Raw genomic sequence first — 18,747 nt, forward strand, 5'->3', positions numbered from 1 at the left:
CGTCTAGTATCGCCGAGCCCGACTGCCGACAGGTGAGGACGCTGCCATGAGCGATTCAGGCTAAGAGCGGTTAACAAAACGTAGCGAGCGGTCGTCAGGTGGGTGTGGACCGCGCAGAGGAACCGGAGTGTACGCGTGGCACATGCCGATTCCGAGCACCGGCTGCGCCCGCCTGGCAGCTGCACAAGAGTTTCGTTAGCTGCTCTAAATGCTGTGCGATCGCGGCCGATAGGTCTAGGCTGCACCTACACCGTTCGACGACATAACGCCATGACCACGCTTCCTGTCTGCAACGCCTGCCGCGACGGCCAGGACTTCCCCACCGCAATCACCATGGCCTTCCAGCCGATCGTGGACGTGTCCACTCGCAGCATCTACGCAGGCGAGGCTATGGTGCGCGGCATCAACGGCGAGTCGGCCGGCAGCATCCTGGCCGCAGTGGATGAGCGCAATCGCTATGCATTCGACCAGGCCTGCCGCATCAAGGCCATCGAATGCGCCGCGCAGATCGCCTTGCCGGCGCTGCTGTCGATCAACTTCATGCCCAACGCGGTCTACAACCCCGAGCATTGCCTGCGCGCCACGCTGTCGGCCACCGCGCAATACGGCTGGCCGCTCAACGCCATCATCTTTGAAGTCAGCGAGCAGGAACATCTTACCGACCCGGCGCACTTGCTCGGCATCCTGCGCACCTATCAGGCGCGCGGCATGAAGACCGCCATCGACGACTTCGGCGCCGGTTACGCCGGGCTCGGCCTGCTGGCCGAGTTCCAGCCGGATCTGCTCAAGCTGGACATCGCTCTGGTCCGCGGTATCGACACCGACCGCAGCCGCCAGGCCATCGTGCGCCACGTGACGCGCATGTGCGAAGAGCTCGGCATCACCGTCATTGCCGAAGGCATCGAACATCCCGACCAATACCGCACCCTGCGCGACCTGGGCATCCACCTGCAGCAAGGTTATCTGTTCGCCAGACCGCAGATCGGCGAACTACCGAAGGTGCATTGGCCGGAGTAAGTGCGCGCGCGTGCGTGCTTACCGATGAAGTGGCATTGAGCCACTTCCGGCAAGAGCATCAGCGAACAATCACCACGCACTGCGGCTTCACGGAAAAAAAAGCGCACTGAATGCGCTCTTACGAATCCCCAATCCCGATTCCCAGCGGCGCCGCGCGCCGCTCACACATACCGCGGAATCGGCCCCAGCTGCGGGGTCTGATCGGGCAGCTCCACTTCCACCTCATCCACATAGCACCAGCCCCAACCTTCGGGCGGGTCGTAGCCTTCGATGATGGGATGGCCGGTGGCATGGTGATGCGCGGTGGCATGTCGGTTGGGCGAGTCGTCGCAACACCCCGCATGGCCGCAACTGCGGCACAGGCGCAGATGCACCCAGACGCTGTCGATGGCCAGGCACTCTTCGCAGCCGCGCGCACTGGGCGTGACCGCATGGATTTGATCGGTATGGCGGCAGTGTTGGCTCATGCGCTGGTGGACTCCTGGCTGGCGCTGGCAAGTTCGGAGACCGGCACCGGGTTGGCCTGATGTGCGAGGTACTGATGGATCTGCGCGACCACGGCGGCGCCCTCGCCCACTGCGGCGGCCACGCGCTTGACCGAGCCCGCACGCACATCGCCGATGGCGAATACGCCAGGGCGATTGGTTTCCAGCGGCAGGCACGCCGGTACGCCGTCGCCACGCGCGGTGCCGGTCATGACGAAGCCGCGCTTGTCGGTGTCCACGCAGTCCTGCAGCCAACCGGTGTTGGGGTCTGCGCCGACGAACAGGAACAGGTGCCGCAACTCCACGCGCGCGGTTGCACCGTCCTTGCGCGTGCGCAACACCGCGGCCTGCAAGCCGCGCTCGGGGTCGCCTTCCAGCGCGGCCACTTCGGTGCCGGTGTGCAGCTGCACGTTCGGCAACGCGGCGATACGTTCGATGAGGTATTGCGACATCGAGCTTTCCAGCCCGTCGCCGCGAATGATCAGGTGCAGTTCCTTGACCCGCGGCGCCAGGAACGCCACCGCCTGCCCTGCAGAATTGCCGCCGCCCACCAGCGCCACCACGCCGCCTTCGCACAGGCGCGCTTCCACCGGCGAGGCCCAGTAGGACACACCGTGGCCTTCGAAGCGATCCAGGCCCTCGATCTCCGGGCGCCGGTAACGCGCACCCGACGCGATCACCACCGTGCTGGCCAGCAACTGTTTGCCATCGGCAAGATCCAGCTTCAGCGCGCCATCGTCGCGGCCGCATTCCAGCATGGCCGCTTCGATCGGGATCGCCAGTTCCGCGCCGAATTTCAGCGCCTGGTTGTACGCGCGCCCGGCCAGCGCCTGCCCGGAAATGCCGGTGGGAAAGCCGAGATAATTTTCGATACGCGCCGAGGCACCGGCCTGCCCGCCGATGGCGCGCTGGTCCAGCACCAGCACCGACAAGCCTTCGGATGCGGCATACACCGCCGTCGCCAGTCCGGCAGGGCCGGCGCCCACGATCGCCACGTCGTAGCGTTTGTCCGGGTCGATGTCCGGCGTCATGCCCAGGCAATGCGCGGCTTCGGCATCGCTGGGCTGGCGCAGCACGCGCCCGCTCGGGCATACCATCACCGGTAGATCGTGCTCCTGGATGCCCAGGCGCTGCACCAATGCGCGGCCTTCGTCGTCGGAGACATCCATCACCGTGTTGGGGTAGCCGTTGCGGGTCAAAAAGCCCTGCAACCGGGTCAGATGCGGGTCGTCCGGCTCGCCGATCAGCACCGAACCGGACGCATCGCCCTCGATCAGCCCGACGCGGCGCAGGATCAATGCACGCATCACCACTTCGCCCACTTCGGCCGAACTGATCATCAGCGCGCGCAGATGCGCGGTATCGAATGGCAGCGCCAGGCAGCCGTCCGGCCCGGCACGTCCAGCCGCCAGCGACGCGCGCCCGGCCAGCTGACTCACCTCGCCGGTGAACTGGCCGGGCGTGTGCTGCGTGATCGGCTTTTCGTTGCCCAATCCATCGCGGCGCACCACTTCGATGGCGCCCTCCAGCACCACCCACACCGGCGCATGGGCATCGCCGACTTCGAACACCGTATCGCCCGCGCCGAACCGTTGCGCCGGCCCGCTGGCGAAGCGCCGGGTGATCGACAACTGGCCCGCGTCCAGCTCGGGAAACATCTGATGGTGGCGGGTCTGGTCCAAAGACATGGAGGCGCGAGGCGGGTGGGGGATCACATGCAAGCATGGGCAGTGGTGACGGCAATGGCAATCACCCGAAATGGTCACTGATGGCCACGACAGCGCCCAGACGCCAGGCAGGCGTGCGCGAGCGAGCGCTGCTGCCGGTCAGACGGACCCAGCTGCTTTAAAGACCGCACGCGCTCAGCGTGAGGACATCCAGCGCGCGAATAACGTCGCGGGCAGTCGTCAGGCCGGGGGCGAACCGTACATGGCAAACGAAGATGGGCGTAGTGCATCTCGCACGGAGCAACGATCGTGCGCGTCTGGCAACTGCACGGGCGTTTTGTGAGCTGCCCAGTCAATCGAGCCCAAGCCTGTGCCTTACGACTGCACAGGCTCCCAATGTGGGCCATGCTGCCCGGCCGCCATGCGCTGGGCCGGGCGCACGCGAAACACCACACTGATGCGCCCGCCCACCGCGCGCGTGGTCTTGGCAATGCCGTGCACGTGCGTGTGTTGCGAGGCGTGGCTCATCGCCAGCAGGCTCCCCGATGCCAGCTCCAGCGCGACCGCCCGCGTGCTGCCGTCATTGGCGCGCAGTTGCATCCGGCGCGGTGCACCCAGCGACAGCAGCGCGATCGGGTGCGGTGCCACCAGCGTGTGTAGCGCGTCGTGATGCATTGCCACGCTGTCGCGCCCATCGCGGTACAGATTCAAGCCCACTGCGTTATACGGTGCCGGGAGCACTGCCTGCACCGCATCGAGCAGGCGCTGCAGCGGCAATCCCGCAGGCAGTGCATCATCCAACCGATACGAAGCCAGCAGGCGCGGCACGTCCACCACCCGGTCGTACATTTCGCGGCGCTGGCTGCGCCAATCGGCGCCATCGCGCAATGCGTCGAACGCCTCCTGCGCCAGTGCAGGCAGCAGCAGCTGCGGCCAATAGCGCACGCCACCTTGCTGGTCGTGCAGCACCTGCAGCGGTGCGATGGGAGCGTTGAACAGATCCATCAGCGCGATATGCGGGCGCCTGCAGCCGATTTCAGCGCCACGCTGTCATCACGCATGGCGCCAGCCCGACCAGTTCAGCTTCACGCCATGGTACGCAAAGCGCCGCATCGTGTTCACGTACGGCGATCAAGCATGCCTGCTCGTTCTCGTGGAGACATCGCATGCATCGCACCCCTCCTGCCCACGTGGTGATTTCCGGCGCGTCCAGCGGCATCGGCCAAGCCACCGCAGAAGCATTCGCCGAACAAGGCGCGCGCCTGGTGCTGGCCGCACGCGGCGAAGAAGCCCTCGATGCGGTTGCCGAACGCTGCCGTGCGCGAGGTGCCGAAGTCTTGGTGGTGCCCACCGATGTCAAACAGGCCGAACAGGTCGAGGCACTGGCCACCAGCGCGCGGAGTTTTCTGGGGCGCATCGACCTGTGGTTCGGCAATGTCGGGGTGGGCGCAGTCGGCAAATTCCATGAGGTACCGATGGAAGCGAGCGCGGCCGTGATCCACGCCAACCTGCTCGGTCGCATGCACGACGCCCATGCCGTGATCCCCATCTTCGTCGAACAAGGCCACGGCATCTTCGTCAACATGATCTCGTCGGGCGGCTTTGCATCAACGCCATTTGCGGCGGCGTACGGCGCCAGCAAATTCGGTCAACGCGGCTTTTCCGAAGCGTTGCGCGCCGAGTTGAGCGACCACCCGCACATCCACGTGTGCGACGTGTACCCGTACTTCGTGGATACGCCGGGCCTGCGCCATGGTGCCAATTACGTGGGGCGCCGCATCAGCGGGCCACCGCTGATGCTGGACACCCGCACCGTTGCGGCAGCTGTCGCGCGCCTGCTGGACCGGCCACGCAACACGGTGGTGTTGGGCACTGCCGTCCATGCAATGCGGCTAGGCCATGCGCTGGCGCCGCAGGCCCTGGCACGCGCCATGTACCGCTTCTTCAAGCGTTATTTTGCGCAGGCGCCACGGGTGGCGCGCTCCACCGGCAATGTGTTCGCAGCACCCAGCATTGCCGGCGGCATCGACGGTGGCTACCGGCGGCGCCCCAGGTTGCGCGCACGTCCTACACGCGACAAGGTGTTGATCGGTGCGGCCGCTGCAGCAGTGACGGGCTTGGCGGTGCTGGCCTTACGACGCAGGTGAGTCGCTGAGGTCTGCGATTGCGGCGGCGACAGTTGCGCGCTCTTGCCCGCGATTTCCAGACGCTGCGGCAAGGTGGGAAAGCAGACCGGCCTCAAGGCGGCACGACAGCGGCGAGCGTGCGGCCCACCGTGCATGCCGATGGGCCACACCTCGATCACGACGCGCCTGCTCAGCGAACCCAACCATGACGGCGATGGCCATCGCACATCCTCAGGTGTAGCGCGCCCACGCAGCTGTGCTACGGTCCGGCGCTGCATCCGCCTGGAGCACTCTGCATGCCGTCTCGCTTGATCGCCCCACGTCGGGCTCGTTGGCTGGCAACGCTTGCCGCCGTCGTCGCCGTTTTCGGCAACGCTGCGCCACGCACGCCTGCAACTGCCTTCGACGCAGTCGACCCGTTCATTGGCACCGGTGGCGAAGGCCATACCTATCCTGGTGCCACGGTGCCGTTCGGCATGGTGCAGCTGAGCCCGGATACGCAAATCAAGCCGCGCAAGGACGCCTATGGCTGGGCGGCCGGTTACCGGCATAGCGACACCACCATCGTGGGGTTTTCGCATACGCATTTTTCAGGCTCGGGGCATTCGGATCTGGGCGACATCCTGCTGATGCCGCAAGCTGGCGACATCAAACTCGAACGCGGGGATGCCAGCAAGCCGGGTAGCGGCTATACCGCGCAGTTCGACCACACCAGCGAACAGGCGCAGCCCGGCTATTACGCGGTGACCTTGAAAGACCGCAACATCCGCGCCGAACTCACTGCCAGCGCGCGCGTGGGCGTGCATCGCTATCGGTTCCCGAAAGGCACGCCGGCGCATGTGCTGGTCGACCTGCGCAACAGCCTGTACAACTACCCCGGCAAGGTGCAGTGGTCGCGGCTGCGTGTGCGCAGCGATGGCACGGTGACCGGCTTTCGCGAAACACGCGGCTGGGCGCCCGGCCGGCAGCTGTATTTCGCCATGCGCTTCTCGCGCCCGCTCACTGCCACGCAACTCCATGACACCGAACAGGACATTCCGTACAAGGGCTTTCCACCGCCGGGCGAGAAGAATCCTGCGCAGCGCGCGCAGATCGAAGGCCGGCAACTGGTCGGTGTGTTCGATGTCGCCAACGACGGCACACCGCTGGTGGTGAAGGTGGCGCTCTCGCCGGTCAGCGAGGCCGGTGCCATCGCCAACCTCGATGCCGAAGTGCCTGGCTTCGATTTCGATCGCGTCCGCGCCGATGCACGCGCGCAATGGACGCAGGCGCTGTCGGCAGTCGACGCGCAAGGCACCACGCAACAACGCACCCAGCTCTACACCGCGCTGTATCACACCCTGCTGGGACCAACGCTGTTCATGGACAGCGACGGCCGCTACCGCGGGCCAGACAACGGGGTGCATCAGGCAACTGGCTGGACCAACTACTCCACCTTCTCGCTGTGGGATACCTACCGCGCCTTGCATCCGCTGCTCACCCTGGTGCAGCCAGCGCAACGCAGCAGCGATGTGGTCAATTCGCTGCTCGCCTCGCGTCGCCAAAGCGCCTACGGCATTCTGCCGATATGGGCATTCCACGGCCTGGAAACCTGGTGCATGATCGGCTACCACGCCGTCCCGGTGATTGCCGACGCGTACATGAAAGGCATCGGCGGCTTCGATGCAGAGGAAGCCTTGCAGGCCATGGTCGCCAGCGCCAACTACGGCCCTTACGATGGCATTGCGCAATACCGCGAGCTGGGCTACGTGCCCATCGACGAAGAAGGCGAAGCCGCATCCAAGACGCTGGAATATGCCTTCGACGACTGGACCATCGCGCGCATGGCCGACAAGCTCGGCAAGCCCGCCATCGCCGCAGAATTCAGCAAGCGCGCCGGCAACTGGAAGCACGCCTTCGACCCGGCCACCGGCTACATGCGCGCGCGCACCCGCGCCGGCAACTTCCGCGAGCCGTTCGACCCATCTGCCAGCGGCTACGGCAGCGACTACACCGAAGGCAATGCGTGGCAATACTCCTGGTACGTGCCGCAGGACGTGGCCGGGCTGGCTGCCGCGCATGGCGGCGACGACAAATTGCTTGCCCGGCTGGATGCGGTGTTCGATGCCAAGGTGGACCCGAAGGTCTTCGAGCACATGGAAGACATCACCGGCCTGATCGGCTGGTACGCGCACGGCAACGAACCCAGCCACCACGTTGCCTATCTGTATGCGTATGCCGGCCAACCGTGGCGCACGCAGGCGCGTCTGACCCAGATCATGCGCAGCCAATATCACGCAGGGCCAGAAGGCCTGGCCGGCAACGACGATCTCGGCCAGATGTCGGCCTGGTACGTGTTCACCACGCTGGGCTTCTACCCGGTGGCGCCCGGCAGCAACCAATAAATCATCGGCCGCCCGTTCCTGCCGCGCGCCACGCTCAACCTGCCCAATGGCAAACGTTTCTCGATCATCGCCGAGGGCTTGAGCGATGCACGCAGCTACGTGGGCAGCGCCACGCTCAACGGCAAACCGTTGACCCGCGCTTACGTGACACACGAGGAAATCCTGGCCGGCGGCGAACTGCGTTTCCACATGCAGGCGACACAGAATCGGCAATGGGCCACCGACCCAGCGCAGCGGCCGTATTCGATGTCCGAGCAGGTGCAATGATCCAGGGCAACTGCGAGATGGAGCGGCCGGTGATCCTTTAAGAATGCAAGTCCGCAGGAAATGAGGTGGATGCGCAGGCTCAACCGGACGCTCGCGACGTTTCGTTAGCGGACCTTGGCAGTGGCCCTGGCTTCCTGCCTCAGTCGGAGCCCCCCATGCGCAAGCCGCATGGATCGCGCTCCACCATTGCTGGCAGGCTGCCAGCGGTGCCGGCGCCGTCGATTCCTGCACAACGCATGCGCTGGTCTCCCGTCAGTTTCCGGATGCGAGGCCTTCGATGCCGAGGTGATCGCACCACGTGCACCACCGTCACGTATTCACATGATGCACAACTTTCGTTCACCGATACGCATTGCCCTGCTTTCCACACTGGCTGCCATCGGTACGCACGACGACTGCGTGCCTGCCCTTCCCAATGCAGGAGCCTGTGCATGTCCAGCACCAAGAATCAGTACGAAATGCAGAACCCGTTGACCCAGTTTCCGCAGCCGCAATTTCCGGAACAAACCCAGCAGGCGCCGGGGACCATCCACGAACTGCAGCCCAAGGCAGACCACGGCGAACAGTGCTACAAGGGCTTTGGTCGTCTGCAGGGCCGCAAGGCACTGATCACCGGCGCAGACTCCGGCATCGGGCGCGCCACCGCCATTGCATTTGCACGCGAAGGTGCCGATATCGTGCTCAATTATCTGCCTGAAGAAGAACAGGACGCAGCCGAAGTGGTGCAACTGATCCAGGCGGAAGGGCGCAAAGCCATCAGCATTCCGGGCGACCTCAAGAACGAGGCGTTTTGCACCGAACTGGTGGACCGCGCAGTGAAGGAACTCGGCGGCCTGGACGTGCTGGTCAACATCGCGGGCAAACAGACCGCCGTGAAAGACATCGCAGACATCACGACCGAGCAATTCGACGCCACCTACAAGACCAACGTGTATGCGATGTTCTGGCTGTGCAAGGCCGCCATCCCGCACTTGCCGCCGGGCGCATCCATCATCAACACCGGTTCGATCCAGTCGTACCAGCCCTCGCCGACGCTGCTCGACTACGCTTCCACGAAGGCGGCCATCGTCAACTTCACCAAGGGCCTGGCGCAGCAGATCGCCGAGAAGGGGATTCGCGTCAATGCAGTCGCGCCCGGACCGGTGTGGACGCCGTTGCAGCCCAGCGGTGGTCAGCCGCCGGAGAAGATTCCTGATTTCGGCTCTGAAACGCCGCTCAAGCGCGCCGGCCAGCCGGTAGAAATGGCGCCGCTTTACGTGATTCTGGCATCGCAGGAATCGAGCTACGTCACGGGCGAAGTGTTCGGTGCCACCGGCGGCCTGCTGCTGTCTTGAGCCACCCCGGCGCCGACTTTCAACGCGATGCTACCGGCACCTTGCCGATTGCCGCTTATGCGGCGATCGGCGACGGGCGCTCGGTGGCGTTATGCGGTACGGACGGCAGCATCGACTGGTGGTGCGTGCCGAAAATGGACTCGCCGCCGTTGTTCGATCGCCTATTGGATGCCGGCGACGGCGGCTATTTCGCCCTCACGCCGCAACAGCTGCAGCACGTACAACGCCGGTATCGCGATGGCAGCAATATTCTCGAAACGACCTTCGGCACTGCAACCGGCAGCGCGCGTCTGACCGAGTCGCTCAACAGCGGCGAAGCCGGCCGGCTGCCGTGGTCGGAACTTGCGCGACGCATCGAGGGCATCGAAGGCAGCGTGGTCTTCGACCTGATCTACCGCCCCGGCACCCGTGCCGGCCAAGCCACTCCCTGGCAAAGCGAGACGCCCAACGGCCGTGTGCATCACGTCGGCCCACTCATGACCATGCTGCGCTACGACATGGATGCAGCGCAGCTGTTGCAGTGCGACGACCGCGGCGTGCACGCCACGCTGGCGATCCACGCAGGCGACACACAGGTCGTCGCATTGCTGGCCGCCGAAGAAGATGCGCTACCGGTGCCCGCACTGGAAGACATCGGTGGGCGCATCGAGCGCAGCGACCAGGAGTGGCGCGAATGGAGCGGCAACCTGTCCTACGACAATGGTTACCACGATGCGGTCGTGCGCTCTGCGCTGGCGCTCAAATTCCTGTGGTTTTCGCCTACGGGCGCCATCGCCGCCGCGGTCACCACGTCCTTGCCGGAGCAGATTGGCGCAAATGGGAATTGGGATTATCGCTATGCGTGGGTCCGCGATGCCGCCTACACCACCAAGGCCTTCCTGCGCGTGGGCGCATTGGCCGATGCCAAGGCTGCGTTTAGCTGGTTGATGCGCACCATCCGCCAGCATCGGCCTGGTGTGCGCCCCTGCTACACCCTGGAAGGCGCGTTGGTGCCCGACGAGCGCGTGATCGACCTTCCCGGCTATCGCAATACGCGCCCGGTGCGCGTCGGCAACACCGCCAACGACCAGCTGCAGCTGTGCCTGTACGGCGATATCTTCGAAATGGCCGCGCGCTTTCTCGATGCCGGCCACATCCTGGACCAGGAAACCGCACGCCAGTTGTTCGAGCTCGGCAACGAATGCGCGAACACCTGGATGCGCAAGGACGCCGGCTTCTGGGAACTGGAAACCGCCGAGCATTACACCATGTCCAAAGTGGAATGCTGGCTGGCGCTGCGCCGCGCCAGCGAGCTGGCCAAGGCCGGCCATCTCTCCACCGCGATGCTGCCACGCTGGGAGCGCGAACAGGCGCGGATTCTTGCGTGGATCGACGTGCACTGCTGGTCCGACACCAAACAGGCTTACACCTTCTACGCGGGCACCGACGACCTGGACGCGAGCCTGCTGTTGGCCTCGCGCTTTGGACTGGGCGGGCCGCGCCGCGAGCGCATGATCGCCACCCGCGATGCCATTGCCTCAGAACTCGGCAGCGACGCAATGCTGCATCGCTATAGCGGCATGCAACAACGCGAGGGGGCATTTATTGCCTGCTCGTTCTGGCTGGTGGAAGCCTATGGCCTGCTCGGCGAGCGTGCCGAAGCAAGGCGCGTGTTCGAACAGTTGCTGGAACAGTTGGGCAACGATGTCGCACTGATGCCAGAGATGCTGGACACGAGCACGGGCGCCGCTCTAGGCAACATACCGCAAGGCTTGAGCCACCTTGCGCTGATCCACGCGGCGCTGGCCGTGGATGGCGAATAAGCGCAGCGCAGCACCTGTCGCCTTCACCGGGCTGTTATCGCAGCAGACTCCTTCTCCTGTTGGCAGAAGGAGCACGCTGGCGGATGCGGCTGCGCCAGATCGCCGCTCAACGAGTTGCATCGATTCGCTTAAGGCCCCAATACCACCGTCTGGATCGCATGCGCAGGAATCTGCAACGTGCTGGATGCCTCGCCCACATACAGGTTGTAAGCAATCGCCACGTCGCTGGCATTCATGACCACCATGGCAAGGCTGCCATCGGTGTTACGAAACGCCGTGGTCGCCAGATTGCTACGGCTGCTGGCTGCGCTGACCCGTCGTGCGCCCGGCCGGATGAATTTGGAGAAATGGCCGATATACCAATAGCTCGGCGTATAGATCACCTCGCCGGTGCGCGTATCGGCATGCACCGGCGCAAAGCAGTAATTGCCCACGTGGTTCGGCCCACCGTGTTGGTCGAGCAGAATGTTCCAGTCCGTCCAGCCCACTGCGCCATGATTGAGGTCGTTGATGATGGCCGTGCCGTAGCGTTCGCCATTGGGCCAATACTGCAATTTGGCCGGGTCGAACTTTTCCACCGCCGCTTCGGTCAACAGCAAGTGCTTGTCCGGGTACGCCTGCGCCACTGCCGCCACGTTCTCCACCATCGGCTCGAATCCGGCCCAGGTTTCATACCAATGAAAGCCCATGCCCCACGCATATTTTGCCGCTTCCGGATCGTCGAAGATCACATGCGCGCGGTGCACCATCATGTCGCGATTGTGGTCCCACACGATGATCTTGCGCTCGCCATAGCCGTCGCTGGCCATGGTGGGGCCGAGATGATGCTTCAAGAAGTCGCGTTCTTCCTCGGCCGAAAACAGCATCGACTCCCAGGTCTGCACCGCCATCGGCTCGTTCTGCAGGCTGATGCCCCAGATCGGGATGCCCGCTTTTTCGTATGCCGCGATAAACCGCGTGTAGTAGGTTGCCCAGGCCTGCGCGTACTCGGGCAATAGCTTGCCGCCCTTGAGCATGGTCTTGCTGTCTTTCATGAAGGCCGGCGCACTCCACGGGCTGGCAAACGTGGTGAGCGTGCCGCCGGCCGCCGCAATCGCCTGGCGCAACATCGGGATGCGGTACTTGGCATCGTGCTTGACCGAAAAACTCTTCAGCGCCGCGTCGCCCTCCTTGATGTAGGTGTAGCTGCCGCTACTGAAATCCGAGCTATGGATGGTGGTACGCGCCAGCGTGTAGCCAATGCCCTGCTGCGGATCGTAGTAAGCCGTGAGCAGCGCACGTTGCGCACGCTTGGGCAGCTTGGCAAAGGTCTCTGCGCTGGAATCGGTGATCGCGCCACCGATACCCAGCACTTGCTGAAACTGCCGCTGCGGATTGACGAAGATGGAATTTTCTTTTTCGGTCAATGCATGGCCGACGACGGGAGCGGCCGCTGTGCTGGCGCGCATCTGTTGCGTGGCGCCTTGAGAGCTGGTGTAGATACGCAACGCGCCGTCGCCGCTCTTCGCTGGCGAGCTCGCATATGAGGCGGTTGGAGCCGCCGCGTGTGCCACGGCCGCCGTTGCGGCGCTCGCGCTGCTCACCGTGCCCAGTCCCACCCCCAGCATTCCCATCACCGACCACGTCATCGCTCGCTTCACCGCGCACCCTCCCAGGTAGATCGCGCAAGCCTAACCGACCAGCGCGCCGCAACATCGCCCAACAAACGAGCGCAAGCGCGAATCGGTCGTCCTTTCTCCCTCCGGGACGTTGTCCCCCTTCATGAGGGAGAAGGTGGCGCGCAGCGCCGGATGAGGGTACGTGCACACGTGGCGGTGCCGGCAGCGCGCGATGCATCACAAACTGCGAGAACTATAAGACTTCAATCTGCAACACTCCCAGCAACCGCACCCTCACCCAACCCCTCTCCGGCAGGGAGCGGGGCTTGATCACCTACGCGACAAACGATCCAGGACGCCTGGCACTTCCGGCGGAATCTCGCGCGCCAAAAATCCCACCGTGCCGATCCGCTTTGCGAGCTGTTTTCCCGCAGCCGCATGCACGAACACGCCCCATAACGCCGCGGTCAACGCGTTGCTGCCCCGCGCAGCGAAACCTGCGATCAATCCGGCCAAGGTATCGCCCGAGCCCGACGTGCCCAGCCCAGGCACACCACCGCGATGCACCCATAGCGCACCGTCCGGCCCGGCGATAAAACTGTCCGCGCCCTTGACGATCACCACGCTGCGCATCTTCCGCGCAAAGGTCACTGCGTACTGGCCGGGTGCCGCCTCCACTGCAGCCTTGTCGTCGCCGGCGAGCGTTGCCATTTCGCCGGCATGCGGCGTCAGCACGAATGGGCGCCCAGGCGGCGCACGCAAGCTGCGCGACAACGCACCGGCGTCCAGCACCAAGGTACAGACCGCCTTCGCAGCGGCCAGCTTGACCAGCGCCGTCGTCGTCGTGGTCGACGCCATGCCCGGCCCGATCACGGCCGCGTCGCAGGCTGCCAGCGCCGCGTCCAATGCGCGGTGCCCGCGCGTGATCTCGCCCTGCCCGTTCTGTCCCAGCCCCAGCACCAATGCCTCGGGCACCGCCAGGGCCATGGCGGGCGCCACGCTGGCAGCGGTGGCGATCTGCAATTTGCCGGCGCCCGCGCGCAATGCAGCTTCCCCGGCCAGCAATGCGGCACCGGGCACGCGCATCGAGCCCCCCACCACCAACACGCGACCCCGCTGCTCCTTGTCGCCGCCGGGCGATGGCAGCGGCATCGCACGTAGTGCGGCAGCGGTCAGCGTACGAAGGCGTGCGGCAGCCATCAGCGCGCTCCAGCCGGGCGATCGGATTCGGTCGTCACCGGCTCATCGGCCAGCTCTGGCGGTACGAACTTGGTGCGCACCAACTGCAGCGATTGCCCATCGGCGGCGGCCGCATATTCGGTGACGCCACAATTAGGCACATCGCCTTCGCGGTCGATGGCCAGGATACTGGCCTCGTCCATCCGCTCGATCAGGTAACGGAAGCAATTGACGATCACCTGGTGCCCCACGATCAGCACGCGCGCACCTACATGATTGCGCTGCAGGTCGCCCACGATGCTGCGCAACCGAAAGATCACATCGCACCAGCTCTCGCCACCAGGCGGGCGGAAATAGAACTTGCCCACCAGCTTGCGCTGCTCGGCCAGCTCCGGAAACGTCGCCAGGATGCCGGCCGTGGTGTAACGGTCGAGCACGCCGAATTCCTTCTCGCGCAGCCGCTCGTCCACGCTGACCGCATCGGTTGGCTGGCCGAGCGCACGCGCAACCGCAGCGGCGGTTTGCCGCGCGCGCACATAGGTAGAACTCAGGATCAAGGTCGGCCGCTCGTGTTCGGGAAGCCCAGCCATCCATGCGCCCAAGGCCTCGGCCTGGCGCTCGCCCAGCGCCGAGAGCGGCACGTCCGCATCGCGATGCTCCAGGTCGATCAACGTCGCGCCATTGGACTCGGCCACATCGCGCGCCACGTTGCCTGCGCTTTGCCCATGCCGCACCACCCATAGGCGCGCCGGCCACTGCGCCGACACCCCCGCAACCGCACTGTTCTCACTCACACCCATCTCCTGCATCACGTCGGCACCACGTGTCGCACAGCCGCCGTGAACAGGTGGTCGACCACGCGCGCGGCATGCGCCGCCGCGCTACCGGTGTCATACATGCGCCCGCACACCGCGCACGCTGCAGGGAACATGCGCCACAGCACAGACCAGCATCGCTCCAACGGACGCATAACCCCGTCTCGGTATACTGCAAGCCCCCGACACACCGCTCGGCCATGTCCAACGTCCTACAGCTGCGCACCGCAAAACAGCGCGAAGAGCTCCTGGTAGACGACGTACTGGACGCGGCCGAACGCTGCATCGACGAGATCGGCCTTTCGGCCACCAGCTTCGAGCTCATCGCCGAACGCACCCGTCTGTCATGTGGCAGCCTCCTGCAGCGTTTCGAAGACAAGGACGCGCTGGTGCGCGCATTGCTCGAGCGCAACTACATGCGCGCCATCCGTCAGATGTGGCTGGTGGAACGGCCGGCGAACGTGCACGTGGTGGACTTCATCGCCGGCCTGCTCGAAGACTGGCTGCTGCAGGAAATCAACATCAAGCGCACCCGCATCGACCTGGAGCTGCACCTGGCCACCCTGCGCGACCCGGTGCTGGCCGCCTTCATGCGCCGGCAGAGCGCATCGCTGATCGAACACCTCAGCGCACTGCTCAAGCGCCTGCTCCGCGGCCACACCGATACCGCCAGCAGCGAACACGAATTCCAGGCCCGCGTCTTCGCCGTCGCTGCCATGTGCGGCGGCCTGCACAGCGTGATGACCAGCGGCATGGAACTCAACCGCATGCATCTGCAGCTGATCCTGCGGGAGAGCTTGTCGGGCATCCTCAAGTCGGCGCCGGTGTAATCCCGAAGCAGCACTGCCCGGCGATTGCGGGCCGCGCCCCGGCATCTTGCAGGCAGGCGCGCTCAATCTGCCGACGACGTGGACGCCTCTTCCGCTGCACGGGCTCTGGCGGCCTGCAGCAGCCGGGCGACCAGGCCGTACGCATCGTCGTTGTTGCCAGTGCTGCTCGCTGCTCGCCATAGGTCTGGCGGCAGACGGGAACGTTCTACCATGATGAGGTTCAGCAGATCCCTCGCCAATGCCAGCCGCTCGCCTTCGTCCATGGCAGGACCAGGATGGTCGGCGTCCAATCTGGTCACCATGTCGACCGCCTGATCCAGGCAGGCCTCGGTTGTTCCCAACTCGCTTGCCCGCTGCGCCTTGGTCGGCACGTCGTACCACCGAGCTTGCTCCTCCACGTAACGAGCGGCCATCACATCGGCCAGCCTCATCCCCAAGAATGCGGCCAGCGCTCCCACTGCCTGGCAGCCACTCACCACAGCAAGATTCTTGTAATACTGATCATCGTTGAGATAGCCGTATGCCGCCGCGGCAGGTGCCTGGAGTGCCGCAAACCCTCCGCAGAGTGCGGACCCGGCAGCGCCCACATAAGCCATCGTTCGCCCTAGATTGGCGAGGTGGACGCCACGCGGCGTGCCTGGCGCCCTCAGCGGCGCCTCACGGACCGGCCGCCGTGGCAGGCTCTGGGCCAGCTGCGTATTGGCGTGCGGGTCGCTGGCCGGTGCAGACGGGCCGGCATCTGCCACGGTCGCGTCCTCTTGCTGCTCGCGCCTGGCGCCTCTGCGCGTGGCGGATGTCAACGCTAACGGTTGCATGGTCACCTCTCCGCTTTCGGTGCGCGCCATTGTTCCCCAGCGTGATCGGGCATGACGCATCCGGCCGAAAAACCATTGCCGAACACGAAACAAGCGGCGCTGCGCTTGCCAAAGCGCGCACGCGTTCCAGCCGGCACCAGCGCATCGCTGCAGGCGAACGAGCCGGGTGGCTGGCGATCGTGTTGACATTGCGCGTCGGCCACACCCGCCGGCGCGATCCCGCCGCCCCGGATGCCAAGACACGCAGCACTGGCGCAACTTCGCCCACGCCTGCACCGCTTCGTGCATTGCTCCCTACGCATGCACCACTGCCTCAATGATGATGCCGGTGACGCAGCCGACATCGCCGCTGAGTGGCTCCTGGTTGCAACGGGCTCACGCCAGCTGCAGCATGCCGTGTGTTGCAAGCGAACCGCCAGAGCCACCTCCCCTGATCGTTGACCACACTGGCCTCGACCATGAAACAGATCTCCGGCAACGTCACTCTCCTTTCCACGGCGCTGCGCGCAGACGCAGAGCGCGATGCGCCCGAAACTGCACAGGCGCCCGAGCAGCACACCCCGCCCCATCCCGTCGCAGACCATCCGCTCAACCTGCTGGAAAAACGAAGAAGCACCACCGGCGTGCTCGCCGATGAAAATACGCGCCTGGAGGTCGTGGTGCCCCGCCTGCAGGCAGCGTTGGCACCGCACACCTGGTCCTCATCCAGTAGCGACTCGCCAACGACGCCTGTCACCGGCCGCAGCCCCCGTCTGGGCCCGCAGCCCGGCTCACCGACCTGGGCCTGCCTGCTGGAGACGCCGGCGCGCACATCGGCCCTTGCGGGCGCCGACAGCAACGACGCATTCCAGAACTTGCGCAACGCACGGCGGCTGGTCAGCGAGATGCGTCATGCCCGGCAGCACGTCGTGCTGAGCCCGCGTCTGGTGAAATCGCTGACCAGCCGATCCGAACGCCCGGACCTGATCCAGAAATTATCGGCGTTGAAGCCAGGCGCCCTGGATGTAGACACTGGTTTTCTCCAGGTGACGCTGGAAACCGGGCACGCCGCCACTGCAGGCACGCTGCACGCAATGCCCACCGTCGGCATCGGCGCCTCCGCCTCGACCTACGCGGTGCGGCTGGCCGAAGATCTCTGGCAGGGCGGACAGCACTGCGGCCGCGACTTCATCTTCAAGGCCTTGTTGTGCACGGACCCGCAGCGGCCGATTCCACCGACACTGTGCGACCCCGCCACCGTTGCTGACGCACCGACGCTGCAGGAACGGATCGCCGAGCGCAAAGCCATGATCTTCCAGGAGTATCAAATGATCAGGTCGGTCGATGCGGTGCCGTATATCGTCCATGCCCACGGCGTGGTGCAGATCGAACACACCTTCGGAATTTTGCTTGAGAAAATCGACGGCATCAGCGTGCGCAGCATGATTGGCCGCGCACGCACAGCGCTGCAGCAAGGCGCCATCAGCGCAATGGAGTATCTCGGCCTTGCCCGGCAGCTGATGGCCGATGTACTGGTGGGCATCGCCTGCTGCGAAGACGCCGGCATCGTGCATCAGGACATCTCGCACAACAACGTCATGTACGACCAACCCACCAAGATCTTTCGGCTGATCGACATGGGACTCGGCGCAGAAGAAGGCGACCCGAACCGCGGCGGCACACCGGGCTTCTACGACTTGAGCACCCCTGCCAGGCATGCGCGCGACGTCTACAGCGTGGCGCAACTGCTGGTGCATGTGCTCAAGCGCCCCGACTACAACATGGGCATGATCGGGATCAATCGCACCAAGACTGCAGACACCTTCCCCTTCATGGATGCGTTGCAGGCTCTCCCGGCCGACCACAAGCGCACGGTGGTCCACTTCTTCAACAGCATGCTGAACGACGGAACCGGCGAGCGCACCAAGGCCGAGATCCTGCTGCGCGACCCATTTTTCACCGAACCACCGCTCCCGCCCCGTGATCGGATGCATCGCACCTACGAAAAACTGAAGCGCCTGCCTTCTTTTTAGCAGCAATTATTTTCAGCAGCGCCCACGTTACAAGTGAGCGCGAACCGATAGACCATGCAGTGTGTGGTGGCTGGGTCTAGAAGCGCGGGATCGACAGACAAGTGAGGCAAGTGTGCACGCCTGCGAGCAGTCTGAGCGCTGATTCGGGCATTCAATCGGCACCGCTGCTTGCTGCCATACCCGTGCTGGTGATGCGCCCATTCGGCGGTGATCCAGACGTCAATAAGATCCAGGCGGCACACCACGTCATGGCAACGGATGCGCGCCTTCGACGACAGCACACTCCACATCGTCCAGCACCCGGCCCACCTGCTCGGCCAGTAGCTCCAGACAAAACGCCAACTCATCCATGCAGATGGCCGGCTGCCTAGCCTGCTCTTCGGCCTGTGTGCGTGGCGACGTCCCCCCGATTTTGA

The 18,747-nt window shown here is 64.9% G+C and carries 14 protein-coding genes, 1 other RNA gene and 1 pseudogene; 7 read left to right on the forward strand and 9 right to left on the reverse strand.

Annotation, left to right across the window (positions count from 1 at the left end):
* Window positions 1-68: 68 nt before the first annotated feature.
* A non-coding RNA gene (locus J7360_RS19355) (sX9 sRNA) lies at window positions 69-144 on the reverse strand.
* 126 nt (window positions 145-270) lie between these two features.
* Here J7360_RS19355 and J7360_RS19360 point away from each other — a divergent pair.
* Window positions 271-1,017 carry an EAL domain-containing protein gene (locus tag J7360_RS19360; RefSeq protein WP_057658453.1) on the forward strand — a complete coding sequence of 249 codons (747 nt, stop codon included), beginning with the start codon at window positions 271-273 and terminating at the stop codon, window positions 1,015-1,017.
* A 161-nt stretch (window positions 1,018-1,178) separates the two neighbouring features.
* Here the strand turns inward: J7360_RS19360 and J7360_RS19365 are convergent, their stop codons facing one another.
* From J7360_RS19365 to J7360_RS19380, 4 genes are all read right to left on the reverse strand, one after another.
* Window positions 1,179-1,484: a UBP-type zinc finger domain-containing protein gene (locus J7360_RS19365; RefSeq protein WP_057658455.1), complete on the reverse strand. Its 306-nt coding sequence runs from the start codon at window positions 1,482-1,484 to the stop codon at window positions 1,179-1,181.
* A complete protein-coding gene (locus J7360_RS19370; protein ID WP_007965511.1) occupies window positions 1,481-3,190 on the reverse strand; it encodes an FAD-dependent oxidoreductase in 1,710 nt (569 codons plus the stop codon). Before J7360_RS19370 ends, J7360_RS19365 begins: the two co-directional genes overlap by 4 nt.
* 354 nt (window positions 3,191-3,544) lie before the next feature.
* A complete protein-coding gene (locus tag J7360_RS19375) occupies window positions 3,545-4,174 on the reverse strand; it encodes an alpha-ketoglutarate-dependent dioxygenase AlkB (protein ID WP_057658457.1) in 630 nt (209 codons plus the stop codon).
* A gap of 31 nt (window positions 4,175-4,205) precedes the next feature.
* Window positions 4,206-4,388, reverse strand: a complete 183-nt coding sequence (locus tag J7360_RS19380; RefSeq protein ID WP_042675543.1) for a hypothetical protein — start codon at window positions 4,386-4,388, stop codon at window positions 4,206-4,208.
* On the opposite strand from J7360_RS19380, the gene J7360_RS19385 reads away from it, so the two are divergent.
* The 4 genes and pseudogenes from J7360_RS19385 (at window position 4,336) to J7360_RS19400 (ending at window position 11,082) form a co-directional block, all read left to right on the forward strand.
* Window positions 4,336-5,316 carry an SDR family oxidoreductase gene (locus tag J7360_RS19385; RefSeq protein ID WP_007965515.1) on the forward strand — a complete coding sequence of 327 codons (981 nt, stop codon included), beginning with the start codon at window positions 4,336-4,338 and terminating at the stop codon, window positions 5,314-5,316. The two genes, J7360_RS19380 and J7360_RS19385, sit on opposite strands and share 53 nt — an antisense overlap.
* Before the next feature lie 275 nt (window positions 5,317-5,591).
* Window positions 5,592-7,946: pseudogene (locus J7360_RS19390) on the forward strand (GH92 family glycosyl hydrolase).
* A 431-nt stretch (window positions 7,947-8,377) separates the two neighbouring features.
* Complete coding sequence (locus J7360_RS19395) at window positions 8,378-9,280, forward strand: SDR family oxidoreductase (RefSeq protein WP_057658461.1); 903 nt, start codon at window positions 8,378-8,380, stop codon at window positions 9,278-9,280.
* Window positions 9,277-11,082 (forward strand): glycoside hydrolase family 15 protein, encoded by a 1,806-nt coding sequence (locus J7360_RS19400; RefSeq protein WP_209034540.1) that lies wholly within the window; start codon window positions 9,277-9,279, stop codon window positions 11,080-11,082. Before J7360_RS19395 ends, J7360_RS19400 begins: the two co-directional genes overlap by 4 nt.
* A gap of 128 nt (window positions 11,083-11,210) precedes the next feature.
* On the opposite strand, the gene J7360_RS19405 is transcribed toward J7360_RS19400, so the two are convergent.
* The 3 genes from J7360_RS19405 to J7360_RS19415 form a co-directional block, all read right to left on the reverse strand.
* Window positions 11,211-12,689 carry a glycoside hydrolase family 30 protein gene (locus tag J7360_RS19405; RefSeq protein ID WP_209034544.1) on the reverse strand — a complete coding sequence of 493 codons (1,479 nt, stop codon included), beginning with the start codon at window positions 12,687-12,689 and terminating at the stop codon, window positions 11,211-11,213.
* Window positions 12,690-13,010: 321 nt separating this feature from the next.
* A complete protein-coding gene (locus J7360_RS19410; RefSeq protein WP_057658467.1) occupies window positions 13,011-13,880 on the reverse strand; it encodes an NAD(P)H-hydrate dehydratase in 870 nt (289 codons plus the stop codon).
* On the reverse strand, window positions 13,880-14,659 hold the full coding sequence (locus J7360_RS19415) for a histidine phosphatase family protein (RefSeq protein ID WP_022559908.1): 780 nt from the start codon (window positions 14,657-14,659) through the stop codon (window positions 13,880-13,882). The genes J7360_RS19410 and J7360_RS19415 overlap by 1 nt, the downstream gene beginning before the upstream one ends.
* 215 nt (window positions 14,660-14,874) lie before the next feature.
* Between J7360_RS19415 and J7360_RS19420 the strand changes: the two genes are divergently transcribed.
* Window positions 14,875-15,504 (forward strand): TetR/AcrR family transcriptional regulator, encoded by a 630-nt coding sequence (locus tag J7360_RS19420; RefSeq protein WP_003490630.1) that lies wholly within the window; start codon window positions 14,875-14,877, stop codon window positions 15,502-15,504.
* Window positions 15,505-15,566: 62 nt separating this feature from the next.
* Here the strand turns inward: J7360_RS19420 and xopAV are convergent, their stop codons facing one another.
* Entirely contained in the window at window positions 15,567-16,349 is a 783-nt protein-coding gene (gene xopAV / locus J7360_RS19425; RefSeq protein WP_099803787.1) for a type III secretion system effector XopAV, read from the reverse strand.
* A gap of 407 nt (window positions 16,350-16,756) precedes the next feature.
* On the opposite strand from xopAV, the gene J7360_RS19430 reads away from it, so the two are divergent.
* Complete coding sequence (locus tag J7360_RS19430; protein WP_057658473.1) at window positions 16,757-18,331, forward strand: serine/threonine-protein kinase; 1,575 nt, start codon at window positions 16,757-16,759, stop codon at window positions 18,329-18,331.
* Window positions 18,332-18,747 lie beyond the last annotated feature (416 nt).

The sequence above is a fragment of the Xanthomonas sp. D-99 genome (assembly GCF_017746145.1).
Lineage (GTDB): Bacteria > Pseudomonadota > Gammaproteobacteria > Xanthomonadales > Xanthomonadaceae > Xanthomonas > Xanthomonas cissicola.